General features: G+C 59.7%; 17 protein-coding genes. 12 read left to right on the forward strand and 5 right to left on the reverse strand.

What is annotated here, in order from left to right; genetic code table 11:
- Positions 1 to 89: 89 nt before the first annotated feature.
- Entirely contained in the window at positions 90 to 1037 is a 948-nt protein-coding gene (locus EYC95_RS15030; RefSeq protein WP_131061057.1) for an alpha/beta hydrolase, read from the forward strand.
- Positions 1038 to 1141: 104 nt separating this feature from the next.
- Here the strand turns inward: EYC95_RS15030 and EYC95_RS15035 are convergent, their stop codons facing one another.
- Entirely contained in the window at positions 1142 to 1894 is a 753-nt protein-coding gene (locus tag EYC95_RS15035; RefSeq protein ID WP_131061058.1) for a DUF2059 domain-containing protein, read from the reverse strand.
- 123 nt (positions 1895 to 2017) lie between these two features.
- On the opposite strand from EYC95_RS15035, the gene EYC95_RS15040 reads away from it, so the two are divergent.
- Both EYC95_RS15040 and EYC95_RS15045 read left to right on the forward strand, forming a co-directional pair.
- Entirely contained in the window at positions 2018 to 2650 is a 633-nt protein-coding gene (locus tag EYC95_RS15040; protein WP_131061059.1) for a 2OG-Fe(II) oxygenase, read from the forward strand.
- A 2-nt stretch (positions 2651 to 2652) separates the two neighbouring features.
- A complete protein-coding gene (locus EYC95_RS15045; RefSeq protein ID WP_131061060.1) occupies positions 2653 to 3138 on the forward strand; it encodes a DUF523 domain-containing protein in 486 nt (161 codons plus the stop codon).
- Positions 3139 to 3269: 131 nt separating this feature from the next.
- Here EYC95_RS15045 and EYC95_RS15050 read toward each other — a convergent pair whose 3' ends face one another.
- Positions 3270 to 3854, reverse strand: coding sequence for a transporter substrate-binding domain-containing protein (locus tag EYC95_RS15050; protein WP_131061061.1), 585 nt, complete (start codon positions 3852 to 3854; stop codon positions 3270 to 3272).
- 135 nt (positions 3855 to 3989) lie between these two features.
- On the opposite strand from EYC95_RS15050, the gene EYC95_RS15055 reads away from it, so the two are divergent.
- Positions 3990 to 4415 (forward strand): DUF4399 domain-containing protein, encoded by a 426-nt coding sequence (locus EYC95_RS15055; protein WP_131061062.1) that lies wholly within the window; start codon positions 3990 to 3992, stop codon positions 4413 to 4415.
- A gap of 75 nt (positions 4416 to 4490) precedes the next feature.
- Here EYC95_RS15055 and serA read toward each other — a convergent pair whose 3' ends face one another.
- Positions 4491 to 5720, reverse strand: a complete 1230-nt coding sequence (serA, locus tag EYC95_RS15060) for a phosphoglycerate dehydrogenase (RefSeq protein ID WP_131061063.1) — start codon at positions 5718 to 5720, stop codon at positions 4491 to 4493.
- Positions 5721 to 5924: 204 nt separating this feature from the next.
- On the opposite strand from serA, the gene EYC95_RS15065 reads away from it, so the two are divergent.
- The 4 genes from EYC95_RS15065 to EYC95_RS15085 all read left to right on the forward strand — a co-directional run bounded on the left by EYC95_RS15065 (position 5925) and on the right by EYC95_RS15085 (position 10241).
- Positions 5925 to 7319 carry an FAD-binding oxidoreductase gene (locus EYC95_RS15065; protein ID WP_131061064.1) on the forward strand — a complete coding sequence of 465 codons (1395 nt, stop codon included), beginning with the start codon at positions 5925 to 5927 and terminating at the stop codon, positions 7317 to 7319.
- Between the two features lie 36 nt (positions 7320 to 7355).
- On the forward strand, positions 7356 to 8021 hold the full coding sequence (locus EYC95_RS15070; RefSeq protein ID WP_131061065.1) for a fumarylacetoacetate hydrolase family protein: 666 nt from the start codon (positions 7356 to 7358) through the stop codon (positions 8019 to 8021).
- A gap of 266 nt (positions 8022 to 8287) precedes the next feature.
- Positions 8288 to 9217 carry an SdiA-regulated domain-containing protein gene (locus EYC95_RS15080; RefSeq protein ID WP_131061066.1) on the forward strand — a complete coding sequence of 310 codons (930 nt, stop codon included), beginning with the start codon at positions 8288 to 8290 and terminating at the stop codon, positions 9215 to 9217.
- A gap of 106 nt (positions 9218 to 9323) precedes the next feature.
- Positions 9324 to 10241 (forward strand): SdiA-regulated domain-containing protein, encoded by a 918-nt coding sequence (locus tag EYC95_RS15085; protein WP_131061067.1) that lies wholly within the window; start codon positions 9324 to 9326, stop codon positions 10239 to 10241.
- A 126-nt stretch (positions 10242 to 10367) separates the two neighbouring features.
- Here EYC95_RS15085 and rpiA read toward each other — a convergent pair whose 3' ends face one another.
- The gene (gene rpiA, locus EYC95_RS15090) at positions 10368 to 11039 is read right to left on the reverse strand and encodes a ribose-5-phosphate isomerase RpiA (RefSeq protein ID WP_131061068.1); all 672 of its coding nucleotides are present in this window, start codon (positions 11037 to 11039) and stop codon (positions 10368 to 10370) included.
- A 315-nt stretch (positions 11040 to 11354) separates the two neighbouring features.
- On the opposite strand from rpiA, the gene ilvA reads away from it, so the two are divergent.
- Positions 11355 to 12869 (forward strand): threonine ammonia-lyase, biosynthetic, encoded by a 1515-nt coding sequence (gene ilvA / locus EYC95_RS15095; RefSeq protein ID WP_131061069.1) that lies wholly within the window; start codon positions 11355 to 11357, stop codon positions 12867 to 12869.
- 39 nt (positions 12870 to 12908) lie between these two features.
- On the forward strand, positions 12909 to 13334 hold the full coding sequence (locus EYC95_RS15100; protein ID WP_131061070.1) for a DUF2269 domain-containing protein: 426 nt from the start codon (positions 12909 to 12911) through the stop codon (positions 13332 to 13334).
- 120 nt (positions 13335 to 13454) lie between these two features.
- Here the strand turns inward: EYC95_RS15100 and EYC95_RS15105 are convergent, their stop codons facing one another.
- A complete protein-coding gene (locus tag EYC95_RS15105; RefSeq protein ID WP_131061071.1) occupies positions 13455 to 14111 on the reverse strand; it encodes an HAD family phosphatase in 657 nt (218 codons plus the stop codon).
- 143 nt (positions 14112 to 14254) lie between these two features.
- On the opposite strand from EYC95_RS15105, the gene EYC95_RS15110 reads away from it, so the two are divergent.
- Together EYC95_RS15110 and ptsP are read left to right on the forward strand one after the other, a co-directional pair.
- Positions 14255 to 14734 (forward strand): RNA pyrophosphohydrolase, encoded by a 480-nt coding sequence (locus EYC95_RS15110; protein WP_007945562.1) that lies wholly within the window; start codon positions 14255 to 14257, stop codon positions 14732 to 14734.
- Between the two features lie 22 nt (positions 14735 to 14756).
- A complete protein-coding gene (gene ptsP, locus EYC95_RS15115) occupies positions 14757 to 17036 on the forward strand; it encodes a phosphoenolpyruvate--protein phosphotransferase (protein ID WP_131061072.1) in 2280 nt (759 codons plus the stop codon).
- The last annotated feature ends 99 nt before the right edge of the window (positions 17037 to 17135 follow it).

Below are 17135 nucleotides of genomic sequence, written 5' to 3' on the forward strand. Positions count from 1 at the left end.
ATCCTCGAAGGTCGGCTAGCTTGCCATGCTTGCCGCGACAGATGAATATCGCAGGCCCATAAAGTCTGTTTAGCGCTCTGGATTAGCCCATGTCTGCCATTTTCGACCCCGATCATTTGCGCGCCAGCCTGCGGCCACTGGCCGAGTGGCAGCCGCTTTCGGTGGAGGCGCTGGCCTATCAGCGGTTCTACGGTCTGGATTTTCCGGGGCGAACCCAGCGCAGCGGGTTGGGGCTTTTCGAGGTCGATGGCTATCAAGTGGTCAGCCAGGTCTGGTGGCCCGAGCAGGCGAAGGCGACGCTGTTTCTGTTCCACGGCTTCTACGATCACACCGGGCTTTACCGGCATGTGATCGCGTGGGCGCTGGATCAGGGCTTCGCGGTGATTGCCTGCGACTTGCCGGGGCATGGTCTGTCCAGCGGTGAACGGGCGAGCATCAAGGATTTCGCCGAGTATCAGCACACGCTGCAAGGGTTGTTTGCCGAGGCGCAGTCGCTGGACCTTCCGCAGCCGTGGCATCTGTGCGGGCAGAGTACCGGCGGGGCGATCGTGATCGATCACGTGCTCAACCAAGGCGCGAACAGTCCGGCGCAAGGTCAGGTGATTCTGTTGTCACCGCTGGTGCGGCCGCGCGCCTGGGGTTGGTCGCAGCTCAGTTATTACTTGCTCAAACCTTTCGTCAAAGCCATCGCCCGGCGCTTCAGCGAGAACTCCAACGACCCTGACTTCTTGCCGTTCCTGCAAGCCGATCCGTTGCAACCACTGCGACTGCCAACGGCGTGGGTGGGTGCGTTGGCGCGGTGGATCAAGCGCATCGAGGCAGCGCCGAACAGTCCACGGCGTCCGCTGATTGTGCAGGGGCAGGCGGACATGACGGTGGATTGGGAGCATAACCTTGAGGTGTTGAAGGCCAAGTTCGATCGGCCGCAGGTGCTGATGTTGCCTGAGGCGCGGCATCATTTGGCGAATGAGACGGTGGAGATGCGGCGGGAGTATTTCGGGTTTTTGACGAAGCGGATCAAGGGTCGAAATCTTTAGCGTTTGGCAGGGCCTCTTCGCGGGCAAGCCTCGCTCCTACAGGGTATGTGGTCATCTGTAGGCGCGAGGCTTGCCCGCGAAGGCAATCTCAAAGACGCCGAAGATTACTGGCTGAGGTTCGAGGTGCTTTGCCCCACCGCCAACCCCGCCCGAATCGCCGCCAACGCGGCCTGGTAATACGCCTTGCCCTCGGTGGACTCGGCAAACGTGGCGAACTCTTCCAGTTCTTCATCCGACAAGTCGCGATAGACATACAGCAGCGTGTTGTTCAGATCAGCCCCGATCTGGTCCATCAAGCGCTGGCGCTGGCCGTTCAACATGCCTTGCGCCTGACCACCACCGAGCAAACCGGGGATCATCGAACTCAGGCTGTCAGCCGCGACACCGGCAATCGCCAGGCTGACTTCCGCGCCGGCCTCGCGAGCGGGCAGGGCCTGGGCCAGGTGGCCGATGATCAACATGCGGCTGTCGCTGGCTTGAATCTTCGGTAGACCCTTGGCGTTTTTCGCCAGCTGATCGCGACGGGTCGCCAGCAGTTCGGCGGCGACGATTTTCTTGCCCAGGGGCGATTGAAAGAAGGTCAGTGCGGGTTTCGGGTCGCTGAGGCTTTTGCGCAATTGCGCTTCGGCGCGTTGGTCCACGGCCTGGGGGGCGAATCGTTGATTGCTGTTGTTCACCAGGGCCTGAAACACCGCCGGTGGCAGGCTGTTCTGGTAGCGCTGCTGAGCGGCTGAGAGGGCGTCGTTAAAATGCGCGCGCTGATCTGGCCAACCGGCGACCTTGTACAACTGGTCGTGGCCGTCTGCCCAAGCGGGCAAAACACAGAGCATCAGCAGTGAAAAAAGCAAACGGCGCATAGGGACTCCTGTCAGCAGGCGACTATTCTCCGTGCGGCTTCCGTACTTGTCGAGAATTCGTATCAGTAATCCGACAAATCCTCCGCTGCACGGCTCTGTCGGATTTGCAGGCACAGGAATACTATGCGCGCCATGCAAATATCCTCTGATCACCCGCTGCTGTTACGTATCGTCGACGACCTGGCCGAGCGCGGCTGGTCGCAGCAGAATATTTTCCTGCCTCTGGGTCTGACCCGGGAACTGGCGGCTGAGTGCCGTAAACGTGCAGCCGAGGGCGAACTGGCCCCGGCGGCCGTGGGGCGTGGGCCGACGTCGGAGATTCGCGAGGGGATTCGCGGCGACCACATCCAGTGGATCGAACCCGGCCAGGCGCTGGCGTGCGACAGGTACCTGGGCTTGATGGACAGCCTGCGCCAGGCGATGAATCGCGGGTTGTATCTGGGCCTGGAAGATTTCGAAAGCCATTTCGCGCTGTACCCGCCCGGTGCGTTTTACCTTAAGCATGTTGATCGTTTTCGTGATGATGACCGGCGCATGGTCTCGGCGGTGATCTACCTCAATGACGCCTGGCTGCCCGAGCACGGTGGCCAGTTGCGCATGTACCTGGATGAAGGCGTCGAACACGATGTGGTGCCCACCGGCGGATGCCTGGTGGTATTTCTGTCGGGTGAGGTGCCCCACGAAGTCCTGCCCGCGACCCGGGATCGCCTGTCGTTGACGGGCTGGTTCCGGCGTCGTGGTAACGAGCCGTTCTGATCATGCAGAAAATTCTGGTAAGCCGCTGCCTGCTGGGCCACCGCGTGCGTTACGACGGCGGGGCGAGCGGGCCGTTCGATCAGCTTCAACAGTGGATCGACGAAGGTCGGGTGGTGCCGTTGTGCCCGGAAGTGGCCGGTGGTTTGCCGACGCCCAGGGCCGCGGCGGAAATACCAGGCGGGCAGGGTGGTGATGTACTGGACGGGCACGCCTCCGTAATCACCACGGAGGGCGAGGACGTCAGCGCCGAGTTTCTCTCGGGGGCTTACCAGGCGCTGGAGTTGGTGCGACAGCACGGTATCCGGATTGCGGTGCTCAAGGCCAACAGCCCGTCGTGCGGGAATGTGCTGACGTACGACGGGAGCTTCAGCGGCGTGAAGGTCAGTGGCGAAGGGGTGGCCGCGGCGTTGCTCAAGCGCAATGGCGTGCAGGTCTTCAGTGAGCTGGAGCTGCCGCAAGCGGCGATAGCCTTGGCAACTCTGACCTAACACCCTACACAAAACCAATGTGGGAGCGGGCTTGCTCGCGAATGCGGTGTGTCAGTTAATAGAGATGTCGACTGATACACCGCATTCGCGAGCAAGCCCGCTCCCACAGGGGGTTATTCGTCAGTTTGGAGTCAGGGTTTTGGCGCCACACTGGTGTCCGCCTTAAACCACTTCTGCTCCAGCGCCTCCAGTCGCCCATCCTCCTTTATCCGCTTCAGCGCACTCTCCAGGCTGGCGTGAAATGCCGGGTTGCCCTTCTGAAACGGAATCGCCAGATCCACAGCCGGGGCGTCTTTCGGCTTTTCTTCCGTCAGCGACTGCACCAGCAGGATTGAACGCGGTTCTTCTTTCTGCGCGATCAATTGCGCATTGGTGTGAATGTAAGGCTCGGTGAAGTCGAAACGATCCTTGAGTTCCGGGGTCACTGCTATGTGGTTGATGGCGATGTCGTATTTGCCGGTTTCAACACCGGGCAACAGATCGGTGGAATCAGTGACAACAAAGTCGGCGCGCACATCCAGTTCGTTGGCCAGCATTTGCCCCAACTCGACTTCGAAGCCAGTGAGTTTGCCGTCGTCCTTGAAATTGAAGGGCGGTGTATTAGCCTCGATAGCAATGCGCAGTTCGCCACGATCGAAGACATCGTCAATCAGTTCGGCATGAGCCAAAGGGCTCAAAAGGGGTAGCAGGCAGATCAGGCCAGGCAAAAAGCGCATGGTCACTCCTTTGAATTCATTATGGCGATGCTCTGATTCAGGCTCGCTTTGCTATGGTTGTCGAGGTCCTTCGACAACGAATGGCCGTGAAGTTGTCTCGGCCACGCGGATTTTACGGAAAAACTGGAGAAGAGAATGAAAACGTTTATGTCACGAGCTGCATTGGCTGGCCTATTGATGGGCGTTTCGGTGCTGGCCAGTGCTGCAACGCCGGCCCCCAAAGGCGCCGAAGTGTCCATCGTTTCTCCTGAAGATGGTGCGACTGTCCCGCAAACTTTCAAAATCAAATTCGCTGTGGAGAACGTTGCGTTGGCGCCAGCGGGCGATGCCACCAAGAATACCGGCCACCACCATTTGCTGGTCGATGCCAAGGATGTAGTTGCAGCAGGGGCAGTCATCCCCGCAGATGCCAATCACGTTCATTTTGGTAAGGCACAGACAGAAACCGAGCTGACGCTGACACCAGGCAAGCACACCTTGCAGTTGGAGTTGGGCGACATGAACCATATGGCCTTCGATCCACCAATCGTCTCCGAGAAGATCACCGTCAACGTTAAGTAACCTGCTCGGAATAAAGAACCGCGCCCATGAAAAAGGAGACCCCAAGGTCTCCTTTTTTTGTCACTCAAGTCGCTATCAGAACAACACGCGGCAACGAATGGTGCCGTTGATGTGCTGCAGCTTCTCTTGGGCAATTTCCGAGTAATCGGCGTCGACGTCGATGACCACGTAGCCGACTTTCTCGTTGGTCTGCAGGAACTGACCGGAAATGTTGATGCCGTTTTCGGCGAAGACCTTGTTGATCTCGCTCATCACACCCGGAATGTTCTCGTGGATGTGCAGCAGGCGGTGCTTGCCAGGGTGAGCCGGCAGGGCCACTTCCGGGAAGTTCACGGACGATACCGAGGTACCGTTGTCGCTGTACTTGACCAGTTTCTCTGCCACTTCCAGACCGATGTTGGCCTGCGCTTCAGCGGTGGAACCACCGATGTGCGGGGTCAGGATCACGTTGTCCAGGCCACGCAGCGGGCTTTCGAACTCTTCGTCGTTGGAGCGAGGCTCCACCGGGAACACGTCGATGGCCGCGCCGATCAGGTGTTTGTCCTTGATCGCGTCCGCCAGAGCTTGCAGTTCAACTACAGTGCCGCGAGCAGCGTTGATCAGAATGCCGCCCTTCTTGATAGCGCGGATTTCTTTCTCGCCGATCATCCACTGGGTCGCAGCGGTTTCCGGAACGTGCAGGGTGACGATGTCGGACATGCCCAGCAGCTCGGTCAGGCTGGCAACTTGCGTTGCGTTGCCCAATGGCAGCTTGGTCACGGTGTCGTAGAAGTACACCTGCATGCCCAGGCCTTCGGCCAGGACCGACAGTTGAGTGCCGATCGAGCCGTAACCGACGATACCCAGCTTCTTGCCGCGGATCTCGAAGGAGTTGGCCGCGCTCTTGATCCAGCCGCCACGGTGGCAGGAAGCGTTTTTCTCAGGAATGCCGCGCAGCAACAGGATCGCTTCGGCCAGCACCAGCTCGGCAACGGAGCGAGTGTTGGAGTACGGTGCGTTGAACACCGCGATGCCGCGTTCGCGAGCCGCGTTGAGGTCGACCTGGTTGGTGCCGATGCAGAAACAGCCGACAGCGACCAGTTTCTTCGCCTGATCGAAGATCTCTTCGGTCAGTTGAGTGCGCGAGCGAATGCCGATGAAGTGCGCATCAGCGATCTTTTCCTTCAGCTGGGCTTCCGGCAGAGAACCTGTGAGGTACTCGATGCTGGTGTAGCCCGCCGACTTGAGAACGTCGACAGCCGATTGGTGGACGCCTTCGAGAAGAAGGAACTTGATCTTGCTCTTATCGAGAGAAGTCTTGCTCATCTGCGTAAACCTGTATCCCGGAGAAAAATGGCAGGAAATAGCCAGCAGACGCTGACCCGGACGACAAGAGTGCCGTCGCCGCAGAACAGCCGTTGGGCACTATGCTGCGGGGTCGGTATGCTAGCATACGCACCCCGCTAAACACTCATTCCTGCGACGTGAAGCGTTCTCAGGATGACCATGAATTGTTCGAGAGTTCTGTCGATGACCAATCCTGCCCTGATTGATGAGCTGAAGACCCTGGTTGAGCCTGGCAAGGTGCTGACCGACGCCGACTCCCTGAATGCTTACGGCAAGGATTGGACCAAGCATTTCGCCCCGGCCCCGACGGCCATCGTGTTTCCCAAGACCACTGAACAGGTCCAGGCCATTGTGCGTTGGGCCAACGAACACAAGGTGGCGCTGGTCCCGTCCGGCGGTCGCACCGGTCTTTCCGCCGCTGCGGTGGCGGCCAATGGCGAAGTGGTTGTGTCGTTCGACTACATGAACCAGATTCTCGACGTGAACATGACTGACCGCACGGCTGTGTGCCAACCGGGCGTGGTGACCGAGCATTTGCAGAACGTCGCCGAAGAAAAAGGCCTGTACTACCCGGTGGACTTCGCTTCGGCAGGTTCGAGCCAGATTGGCGGCAATATCGGCACCAATGCCGGCGGGATCAAGGTGATTCGCTACGGCATGACCCGCAACTGGGTGGCGGGCATGAAAGTCGTCACCGGCAAGGGCGATCTGCTTGAGCTGAACCGCGATTTGATCAAGAACGCCACCGGCTACGACCTGCGTCAGCTGTTCATTGGCGCAGAAGGCACCCTCGGATTTGTGGTCGAAGCGACCATGCGCCTGGACCGTGCGCCGAAAAACCTTACCGCGATGGTCCTCGGCACCGCCGATTTCGACTCGATCATGCCGGTGCTGCACGCGTTCCAGAGCAAACTCGACCTGACCGCCTTCGAATTCTTCTCCGACAAAGCCCTGGCCAAGGTCATGGCCCGCGGCGACGTGCCAGCGGCGTTTGAAACCGATTGCCCGTTCTACGCGCTGCTGGAATTCGAAGCGACTACTGAAGAAGTGGCCAACCACGCTCTGGAAACCTTCGAACACTGCGTCGAGCAAGGCTGGGTGCTGGACGGCGTGATGAGCCAGAGCGAAACCCAGCTGCAGAACCTCTGGAAGCTGCGTGAATACATCTCCGAAACCATCTCCCACTGGACGCCGTACAAGAACGACATCTCGGTCACTGTGTCGAAAGTCCCGGCGTTCCTGAAGGAAATCGACGCGATCGTCGGCGAACACTACCCGGACTTCGAAATCGTCTGGTTCGGTCACATCGGCGACGGCAACCTGCACTTGAACATCCTCAAGCCGGAAAACCTGAGCAAGGACGAGTTCTTCGCCAAGTGCGCGACCGTCAACAAGTGGGTGTTCGAAACCGTCGAGAAGTACAACGGCTCGATTTCCGCAGAACACGGCGTGGGCATGACCAAGCGTGATTACTTGACCTACAGCCGCTCGCCGGTTGAGATCGAGTACATGAAAGCCGTCAAAGCGGTGTTCGACCCGAACGGCATCATGAACCCGGGCAAAATCTTCGCTGTTTGATTTTCGAATTTAAGCGCTACGAAACAGGAGTCGGTAATGAGCTATCAGCACCAGTACGTCGACGGTACGCGTATTCACTTCCCGCTGGGGAAGGTGGTATGCATCGGCCGCAACTACGCCGAACACGCCAAGGAACTGGACAACCCGGTGCCTACAGAGCCGCTGTTGTTCATCAAGCCGGGCAGTTGCGTGGTGCCGCTGGAAAGTAGTTTCAGCATTCCGACCGAGCGCGGTTCAGTGCATTACGAAGCGGAAATCGCGGTTTTGATCGGCAAGCCTTTGTCGACCAAACCGAGCCGTGAAGAAGTGCTGGATGCCATCTCCGGCTTCGCTCCGGCCCTGGACCTGACCCTGCGTGACAAACAGGCCGAGCTGAAATCCAAGGGCCTGCCGTGGGAAATCGCCAAGTCCTTCGACGGTGCGGCGGTGATTGCGCCATTCGTGTCCGGCAGCACCTTTGCCGACCTGACCGACATCGGCATCCGCCTGACCATCAATGGCGAAGTGCGCCAGGATGGCAACAGCAGCGCCATGCTCAACCCGATCGTGCCAATGATCCAGCACATGGCCGGCTGCTTCTCGCTGCAGGCCGGTGACGTGATCCTGACCGGCACGCCGGTGGGCGTCGGCCCGCTGAATGTCGGTGATGAACTGGTGATCGAACTGCCAGGCGCGAGCAGCTTCACCAGCAGCGTTCGCTAACCGAAACACGCAAAACCCTGTGGGAGCGGGCTTGCTCGCGAAAGCGGTGTGTCAGTCGACATATGAGTTGCCTGACACACCGCATTCGCGAGCAAGCCCGCTCCCACAGTGGTAAATGGCGACCTTGAGTTCTGCGCCTATACAGGGCAATCCCGCCATTTCCCGTTTTTTTCACATCTTGTCTGGATAATTCCGCGGATTCTGGCGTCTGAGCCGGTCCCAATTGTGCTATTACCCGTAGCCTGAATGTCTGGAACGCATCCTGAATGGCCACCCGACCGCTGCCCACTGTCAAAACTGCCCGCCGCTCGCGCTTTGTCATGCGTTGGTATTCCTGGCTTTTGCTGGTGGCCGCCGCCGCGTATGGCCTCGCGTTTGCGATGCACTGGGATGACCGTGGTGTGCTCTGGGTGCTGGAGCGTTTCGAAAGCCCGGCCGAGCGTCAGGAAAGTATCTGGCTGCCGGATTACCGCGCGGTGATCGACGCCAAACTGCTACCGGGCATGGAGAAGGACGAAGCGTCGGACCTGGCCTACGACCCGCAAACCAAAACCCTGTTTTCGGTCATGGGCAAAAACCCGTTTCTCGTTGAGCTGACCTTGCAGGGTGACGTCTTGCGCAAGATGCCGCTGGTGGGCTGGAGCAACCCGGAAGGCCTGACCGTGATGGGCAACGGTCTGCTGGCTATTGTCGATGAGCGTGAGCACATGCTCTCCATCGTCAAGGTCGATGCCGAGACTCGCGAACTGAACCGCGATAACTTCCCTAAATACGACCTCGGCCCTTCGAAAGATCAGAACAAGGCCTTCGAAGCCATCGTCTATGACCCGCGCAACCAACAACTCCTGCTGGGTGAGGAGCGCCCGCCGGCGCTGTTCAGCTGGAAAAGCGACGGCAGCCAGATCCTCAAGGGCGACAAGCAGAAACTCGCCAATGACGAACTGGACATCCGCAATCTGTCGGGGCTGGCCATCGACCCGCGCACTGGCCACACCCTCGCGTTGTCCGCCGATTCCCACTTGTTGCTGGAACTGGACGAGAAGGGCGAGCAGGTCAGTTTCATGACGTTGCTGGGTGGTTTCAATGGCCTGAAGAAGACCATCCCGCGTGCCGAAGGCGTGACCATGGACGACGCGGGCAACCTGTACATGGTGAGTGAACCGAACCTGTTCTACCGTTTCGAAAAGCAGAAATAGACGCCCCGAATCCAGCGGTTGTGGTCAAAGGCAACTGGCCATTAAGCTTGAATTCATACAGGCGTGATATTTTCATCCGCCTGTTTCTGTTTCCGAGCTCGCCTGAATGCGCCGACTTGCCCGTCCCAAACCCTTCATTCTTATCCTGACAGTGATTGCACTGATCGCGCTGGTTGCGGTCGGCCAATACATGCGTCTGTTCGAGCGCGCCTGGTTCAACCTGCACACCCTCTGGCAACCGCTAAGCAGCGAGTCCATCGGCCTGGATCAATACCGGGTGGAGATCGAGGCCCGGGTCATCGACGGGCTGAACGACGATGTTTCCGCGCTGACCTTCGATCCGGTGCGCAAAAGCCTGTTCACCGTCACCAACAAAAACTCTGAGCTGATCGAGCTGTCTCTGGACGGCCAGATTATTCGACGCATTGCGCTGGTCGGGTTTGGCGATCCGGAAGCCGTAGAATTCATCAGCGCCGACACGTACGTGATCACTGACGAGCGCGAGCAACGGCTGATCAAGATCCATCTGGAGAAGGACACAACGTTCCTCGACGCAGCGGATGCCGAGCAGATGACCCTTGGCGTGCACATGAGCAGCAATAAGGGCTTCGAAGGTCTGGCTTACGACTCGGTGGGCAAGCGCCTGTTTGTCGCCAAGGAGCGCGACCCGATGCTGATCTACGAAGTGCAGGGCTTCCCGCATTACAACCCGGAGAAGTCCTACGCGGTACACGTGGTCAACAACCCCAAGCGCGATGCCGGAATGTTCGTGCGAGACTTGTCGAGCCTGCAATACGACGAGCGCAGCGGCCATTTGCTGGCGCTGTCCGACGAGTCGCGGTTGATTCTGGAGCTGGATGTGGACGGGCGACCGCTGAGCACCATGTCATTGAGTAAAGGGCGTCAAGGGTTGCAAAAGACCGTGCCGCAAGCGGAAGGCATCGCCATGGATGACGACGGTACGATGTACCTGGTGAGCGAGCCGAACCTGTTCTACGTCTTCAAAAAACCACCGCAACCCTGACCAACACCCCAAAACCAATTGTAGGAGCGAAGCTTGCTCGCGAAGAGGCCCTGACAGTCGACATGATACGTTGAATGTCAGGGCCTCTTCGCGAGCAAGCTTCGCTCCTACGGGTGCGACGAACCATCAGGCCTTGAGGGTTTTCACGCCTTCGCTGGTGCCCAGCAGCAGCAAATCCGCCGGACGCGCCGCAAACAAGCCATTGGTGACCACGCCGACAATCGCGTTGATCTGCGTCTCCAGCTCCACCGGGTTGGTGATCTGCATGTTGAACACGTCGAGGATGATGTTGCCGTTGTCGGTCAGCACGCCTTCACGGTAGACCGGGTCGCCGCCGAGCTTTACCAACGCGCGAGCCACGTGACTGCGGGCCATCGGGATCACTTCGACCGGCAGCGGGAACGCGCCAAGTACCGGCACCAGTTTGCTGCCATCGGCGATGCAGATGAAGGTCTTGGCCACGGCCGCCACAATCTTCTCGCGGGTCAGGGCTGCGCCGCCGCCCTTGATCAGGTTCAGGTGCTCGTCGCTTTCATCGGCGCCGTCGACGTAGAACTCCAGGTCGCTGACGGTGTTCAGCTCATACACCGGAATGCCGTGGCCCTTGAGGCGGGCGGCGGTGGCTTCGGAACTGGCGACCGCGCCATCGAACGCGCCTTTGTGCTTGGCCAGGGCGTCGATGAAGCAGTTGGCGGTGGAGCCGGTGCCGACCCCGACGATGCTCTTGTCGTCGAGTTTCGGGAGGATGAAGTCGACGGCGGCCTGAGCCACTGCTTGTTTGAGTTGATCCTGGGTCATGCGGGCTCCGAGGTGCCGAAGGAGGGAACGAAAGGCCGGCATTATAGGCTTCGGGGCGGGGAAGGTCATTGCCCGATTGGCAGGCTGTGACCGTTACTTGTAGGAGCGAGCGGTGCGGCGATCCGACTTGCCCGCGAAGAGGCCGTTACATCCAACATAAATGTCGGCAGTTAGATCGCTTTCGCGGGCAAGCCTCGCTCCTACAGGTCCTGATGCCTTTTAGCGAGGCTAAAACCACCTGTTTAGTGTGGTCGTCTGCCCGAAAGCCGGGTTAGACTCCTTGACCCTGCCCAACCCGCTCAGTGATGCTTTCCGATGCTCGAACAGTACGTCAAAAAGATCCTCACCTCGCGCGTTTATGACGTTGCCGTAGAAACCCCATTGCAGACTGCCCGCCAGCTCTCCGAGCGGCTGGGCAACTCTATTTGGCTCAAGCGCGAAGACTTGCAGCCGGTGTTCTCGTTCAAGATTCGCGGCGCCTACAACAAACTGACCCAGCTGAGCGATGAAGAACGCGCTCGCGGCGTGGTCACCGCATCGGCGGGCAACCACGCGCAGGGCCTGGCCCTGGCGGCGAAAGTATTGGGTGTCAAAGCCACCATCGTGATGCCCAAGACCACCCCGGAAATCAAAGTCGAAGGTGTGCGTTCGCGCGGCGGCAAAGTGGTGCTGCACGGCGATTCGTTCCCGGAAGCCCTGGCCTACTCGCTGAAACTGGTCGACGAAAAAGGCTACGTCTACATTCACCCCTACGACGATCCCCACACCATTGCCGGGCAGGGCACGGTGGCCATGGAGATCCTGCGCCAGCACCCTGGGCGTCTGGATGCGATCTTCGTCCCGGTGGGCGGCGGCGGGCTGATCGCCGGGATCGCGGCGTACGTGAAATACCTGCGCCCGGAGATCAAAATCATCGGCGTCGAGCCGGACGATTCCAACTGCCTGCAAGCGGCCATGGCGGCCGGCGAGCGCGTGGTGCTGCCGACCGTGGGCCTTTTCGCCGACGGCGTGGCGGTGGCGCAGATCGGTCAGCACACTTTCGAGATCTGCAAAGACTACGTCGATGACGTCATCACCGTCAGCACTGACGAAATCTGCGCGGCGATCAAGGACATCTACGACGATACCCGCTCGATCACTGAGCCTGCCGGCGCCCTGGGCGTGGCCGGGATCAAGAAATACGTCGAACAGAATGGCGTCACCGGGCACACCTTTGTGGCCATCGACTCCGGCGCCAACGTCAACTTCGATCGCCTGCGCCATGTCGCCGAGCGCGCCGAACTGGGCGAAGGTCGCGAGGCCATCATCGCTGTGACCATCCCCGAGAAACCGGGCAGCTTCAAGGCCTTCTGCGAAGCCATCGGCAAGCGCCAGATCACCGAATTCAACTACCGGTACAACACCGGCAGCGAAGCGCACATTTTCGTGGGCGTGCAGACGCATCCGGAAACCGACCCGCGCAGTGCGCTGATTGCCAGCCTCGGCGAGCAGGGCTTCCCGGTGCTGGACCTGACCGACAACGAACTGGCCAAGTTGCACATTCGCCACATGGTGGGCGGTCGTGCGGCCCACGTGGTCGATGAAGTGATTCTGCGCTTTGAATTTCCGGAGCGTCCGGGCGCGCTGTTCAACTTCCTCAACAAGCTCGGCGGTCGCTGGAATATCTCGATGTTCCACTACCGCAACCACGGCGCGGCGGATGGTCGCGTGGTCGCGGGGCTGCAAGTGCCCCATGACGAACGTCATCTGGTGCCGGCTGCGCTGGAAGAAATTGGATACCCGTACTGGGACGAAAGCGATAACCCGGCCTATCAGCTGTTTCTTGGCTGAGCGGCTACGCTGTTGGGCACGCTATAAGGAAATCGAACAATGGAAACGTTAACCGCCCTGAAAGTGGCTCACATCGTGGCAACCGTGCTGCTGTTGATCAGCGCGTTGGGTCTGGCGATCTGGGTCTGGCGTACGCGTCGTAACGGTGATGCGACGGCTCACACGCGCACGTTGCAACGGCCACGAGTGTTTATCTGGCTGGTGATGGGGCTGGCGCTGCTGAGCATGCCGTTCACTGGCTGGTGGATGGTGCATCTGGTGGGCTGGCCGTTGGGGCAGACCTGGTTGCTGGCGTCGAGTGTGCTTTACACCGTGGCGGCGCTGGGATGGTTCTGGTTGTTGGTGCGGCTTAACAAGCTGCGCACTGCACCGGGAGGCAGCGGCAAGTTCACCTTTGCCCTCGCACTGTTCAGCTTCGTCTGTTTTATCGCCATTGCCGGGTTGATGGGCGCCAAGCCGGTTTAAGGCTACAGACCGAGTCGATCCCTTCGCGGGCAAGCCTCGCTCCTACAGGATTTGTGTTGGTCGCCGGAATTGGACACGACGCGTAATCTGTAGGAGCGAGGCTTGCCCGCGAAGGCGATTTCAATCGCGCAACGACATCACCGGCCAGCCACGCTTCTCGGCTTCAGCGCGCAAATTCGGATCAGGGTCGACCGCCACAGCGTGAGTCACCTGCTCAAGCAGTGGCAAATCATTCATCGAGTCGCTGTAGAAGTAACTGTCTTCCAGCGAATGCCCGGTCTCTTCCAGCCAACGATTCAACCGCGTGACCTTGCCTTCACGGAAGCAAGGAACATCGGTGCTGCGCCCGGTATAACGGCCATCGACCATCTCGCATTCAGTGGCGATCAAGGTTTCAACGCCCAAACGCTCGGCAATCGGCCCGGTCACAAAACGGTTGGTGGCCGTGATGATCACCAGTTTGTCACCAGCCTCGCGGTGCTTGGCCAACAATTCAATAGCCTTGGGCAGCACAATCGGCTCGATGCAATCGCGCATGTAATCCAGGTGCCATTGATCCAGCGTGGCCATCTCGGTGCGGCCGAGGACTTCCAGGCAGAAGTTCAGGTAGGCATCGTTATCGAGCTTGCCGGCCAGGTAGTCCTGATAGAACTCGTCGTTGCGTGCCTTGTAGGCGACAGCGTCGAGGAAGCCGCGTTCGCACAGGTAATCGCCCCAGGCGTGGTCACTGTCGCCGCCCAAAAGCGTGTTGTCCAAGTCGAATAAAGCCAGCCGCATTGCAGTTACTCGCTGAAAAGTCTGTAGAAAGGCGTCCAGAATACGGACTTTTCACAAGAGTGCACATAAGGTAGGTCGGCTCGTTGCTGCCTTCACAACCTTTGTGGAACAATGCGGCGACATGCGTTTGCGAGGTTGTTGCCGTGATCGACCCCGATGGTTTCCGCCCCAATGTCGGGATCATTCTCACGAATGATGCCGGACAGGTGCTATGGGCTCGCCGTATCAATCAAGATGCCTGGCAGTTTCCACAGGGCGGGATCAACCCCCAGGAGACGCCGGAAGACGCCTTGTATCGCGAGTTGAACGAAGAAGTGGGTCTTGAGCGCGAAGATGTTGAAATTCTCGCCTGCACCCGGGGCTGGTTGCGCTATCGTTTGCCGCAACGTCTGGTCAGGACGCACAGCCAACCGCTGTGCATCGGCCAGAAACAGAAATGGTTTCTCCTGCGCCTGATCTCCAACGAGCAGCGGGTGCGGATGGATTTGACCGGTAAACCGGAGTTCGATGGCTGGCGCTGGGTCAGTTATTGGTATCCGTTGGGCCAGGTGGTGACATTCAAGCGCGAGGTGTATCGACGCGCTCTCAAAGAGCTTGCCCCGCGCCTTTTAACGCGCGACTGACGACGGAGTTCGACCCCGAGCCATGCTCAATACGCTGCGCAAGATCGTCCAGGAAGTTAACTCCGCCAAGGATCTCAAGGCGGCGTTGGGGATTATTGTGTTGCGCGTCAAAGAGGCCATGGGCAGCCAGGTCTGCTCGGTCTACCTGCTTGACCCTGAGACCAACCGCTTCGTGTTGATGGCTACCGAGGGCTTGAACAAGCGCTCGATCGGCAAAGTCAGCATGGCACCCAACGAAGGCCTGGTCGGCCTGGTCGGCACGCGTGAAGAACCCCTGAACCTCGAAAACGCCGCGGATCACCCGCGCTACCGTTACTTCGCCGAGACCGGTGAAGAGCGCTACGCCTCTTTCCTCGGGGCGCCGATTATTCACCACCGTCGCGTCGTCGGCGTGTTGGTTATTCAGCAAAAAGAACGCCGCCAGTTCGATGAAGGTGAAGAAGCCTTCCTCGTGACCATGAGCGCACAGCTCGCCGGTGTAATCGCCCACGCCGAAGCCACCGGTTCGATCCGTGGCCTTGGCCGTCAGGGCAAAGGCATTCAGGAAGCCAAGTTCGTCGGCGTACCGGGTTCGCCAGGTGCGGCGGTGGGTACGGCGGTGGTCATGCTGCCGCCGGCCGATCTGGACGTGGTGCCCGACAAGACCATCACCGACATCGAAGCAGAGCTCGGCCTGTTCAAGACCGCCATCGAAGGCGTGCGCGCCGACATGCGCGCCTTGTCCGCCAAATTGGCCTCGCAGCTGCGCCCCGAAGAGCGGGCCTTGTTCGACGTCTACCTGATGATGCTCGCCGACGAGGCGCTGGGCAGCGAAGTGACCACGGTGATCAAGACCGGTCAGTGGGCCCAGGGCGCGTTGCGCCAGGTGGTCACTGAGCACGTCAACCGGTTCGAGTTGATGGACGACGCCTACCTGCGTGAGCGCGCCTCGGACGTCAAGGACCTTGGCCGCCGTTTGCTCGCCTACTTGCAGGAAGAGCGCCAGCAGAATCTGGTCTACCCGGAAAAAACCATTCTGGTCAGCGAAGAGCTGACGCCGGCGATGCTCGGCGAGGTCCCGGAAGGCACGCTGGTCGGCCTGGTCTCGGTTCTCGGCTCGGGTAACTCCCACGTCGCGATCCTCGCTCGGGCGATGGGCATCCCGACGGTGATGGGCCTGGTCGACCTGCCCTATGCCAAAGTCGACGGCATCGAATTGATCGTCGATGGCAATCGCGGTGAGGTCTACACCAACCCCAGCGACGTGCTGCGCAAGCAGTTTGCCGAGGTGGTGGAAGAAGAGAAACAACTGGCGCTCGGTCTTGATACCCTGCGCGACCTGCCGTGCGTGACCCTCGATGGTCACCGCATGCCGCTGTGGGTCAACACCGGCCTGCTGGCGGACGTTGCGCGAGCGCAGAAGCGTGGCGCCGAAGGCGTCGGTCTGTACCGCACCGAAGTGCCGTTCATGATCAACCAAAGGTTTCCGAGCGAAAAGGAGCAGTTGGCGATCTACCGCGAGCAACTCGCCGCGTTCCATCCGCAACCGGTGACCATGCGCAGCCTGGACATCGGCGGCGACAAGTCGCTGTCGTACTTCCCGATCAAGGAAGACAACCCGTTCCTCGGCTGGCGCGGCATTCGCGTCACCCTCGACCACCCGGAAATCTTCCTGGTGCAGACCCGCGCCATGCTCAAGGCCAGCGAAGGCCTGAACAACCTGCGGATTCTGCTGCCGATGATCTCCGGCACTCACGAACTCGAAGAAGCCCTGCACCTGATTCACCGGGCCTGGGGCGAAGTCCGCGACGAAGGCACCGACGTGCCGATGCCGCCGATTGGCGTGATGATCGAAATTCCGGCGGCTGTTTATCAGACCAAGGAACTGGCGCGGCAAGTGGATTTCCTGTCGGTCGGCTCCAACGACCTGACCCAGTACCTGCTGGCGGTGGACCGAAACAACCCGCGTGTAGCCGACCTTTACGACTACCTGCACCCGGCAGTGCTGCAAGCGTTGCAGAACGTGGTGCGTGATGCCCACGCCGAAGGCAAGCCTGTGAGTATCTGCGGCGAAATGGCTGGTGATCCGGCGGCGGCAGTGTTGTTGATGGCGATGGGCTTCGACAGCCTGTCGATGAACGCCACCAACCTGCCGAAAGTGAAGTGGATGCTGCGTCAGATCAACCTGAGCAAGGCCAGGGAATTGCTGGCCGAACTGATGACCATCGACAACCCGCAAGTTATCCACAGCTCACTGCAACTGGCGCTGAAGAACCTTGGGTTGGCGAAGATGGTCAATCCGGCTGCGGTCAAAGCCCTCTAAAAGGCTGATGGCACCTTCGCGGGCAAGTCGGATCGCCGCACCGCTCGCTCCTACAGGATTTACGCGATCTCTGTAGGAGCGAGCGTGCGGCGATCCGAC

Origin of the sequence: Pseudomonas sp. BGI-2 (assembly GCF_004310295.1) — a bacterium.
In the GTDB taxonomy this organism is placed as follows: domain Bacteria; phylum Pseudomonadota; class Gammaproteobacteria; order Pseudomonadales; family Pseudomonadaceae; genus Aquipseudomonas.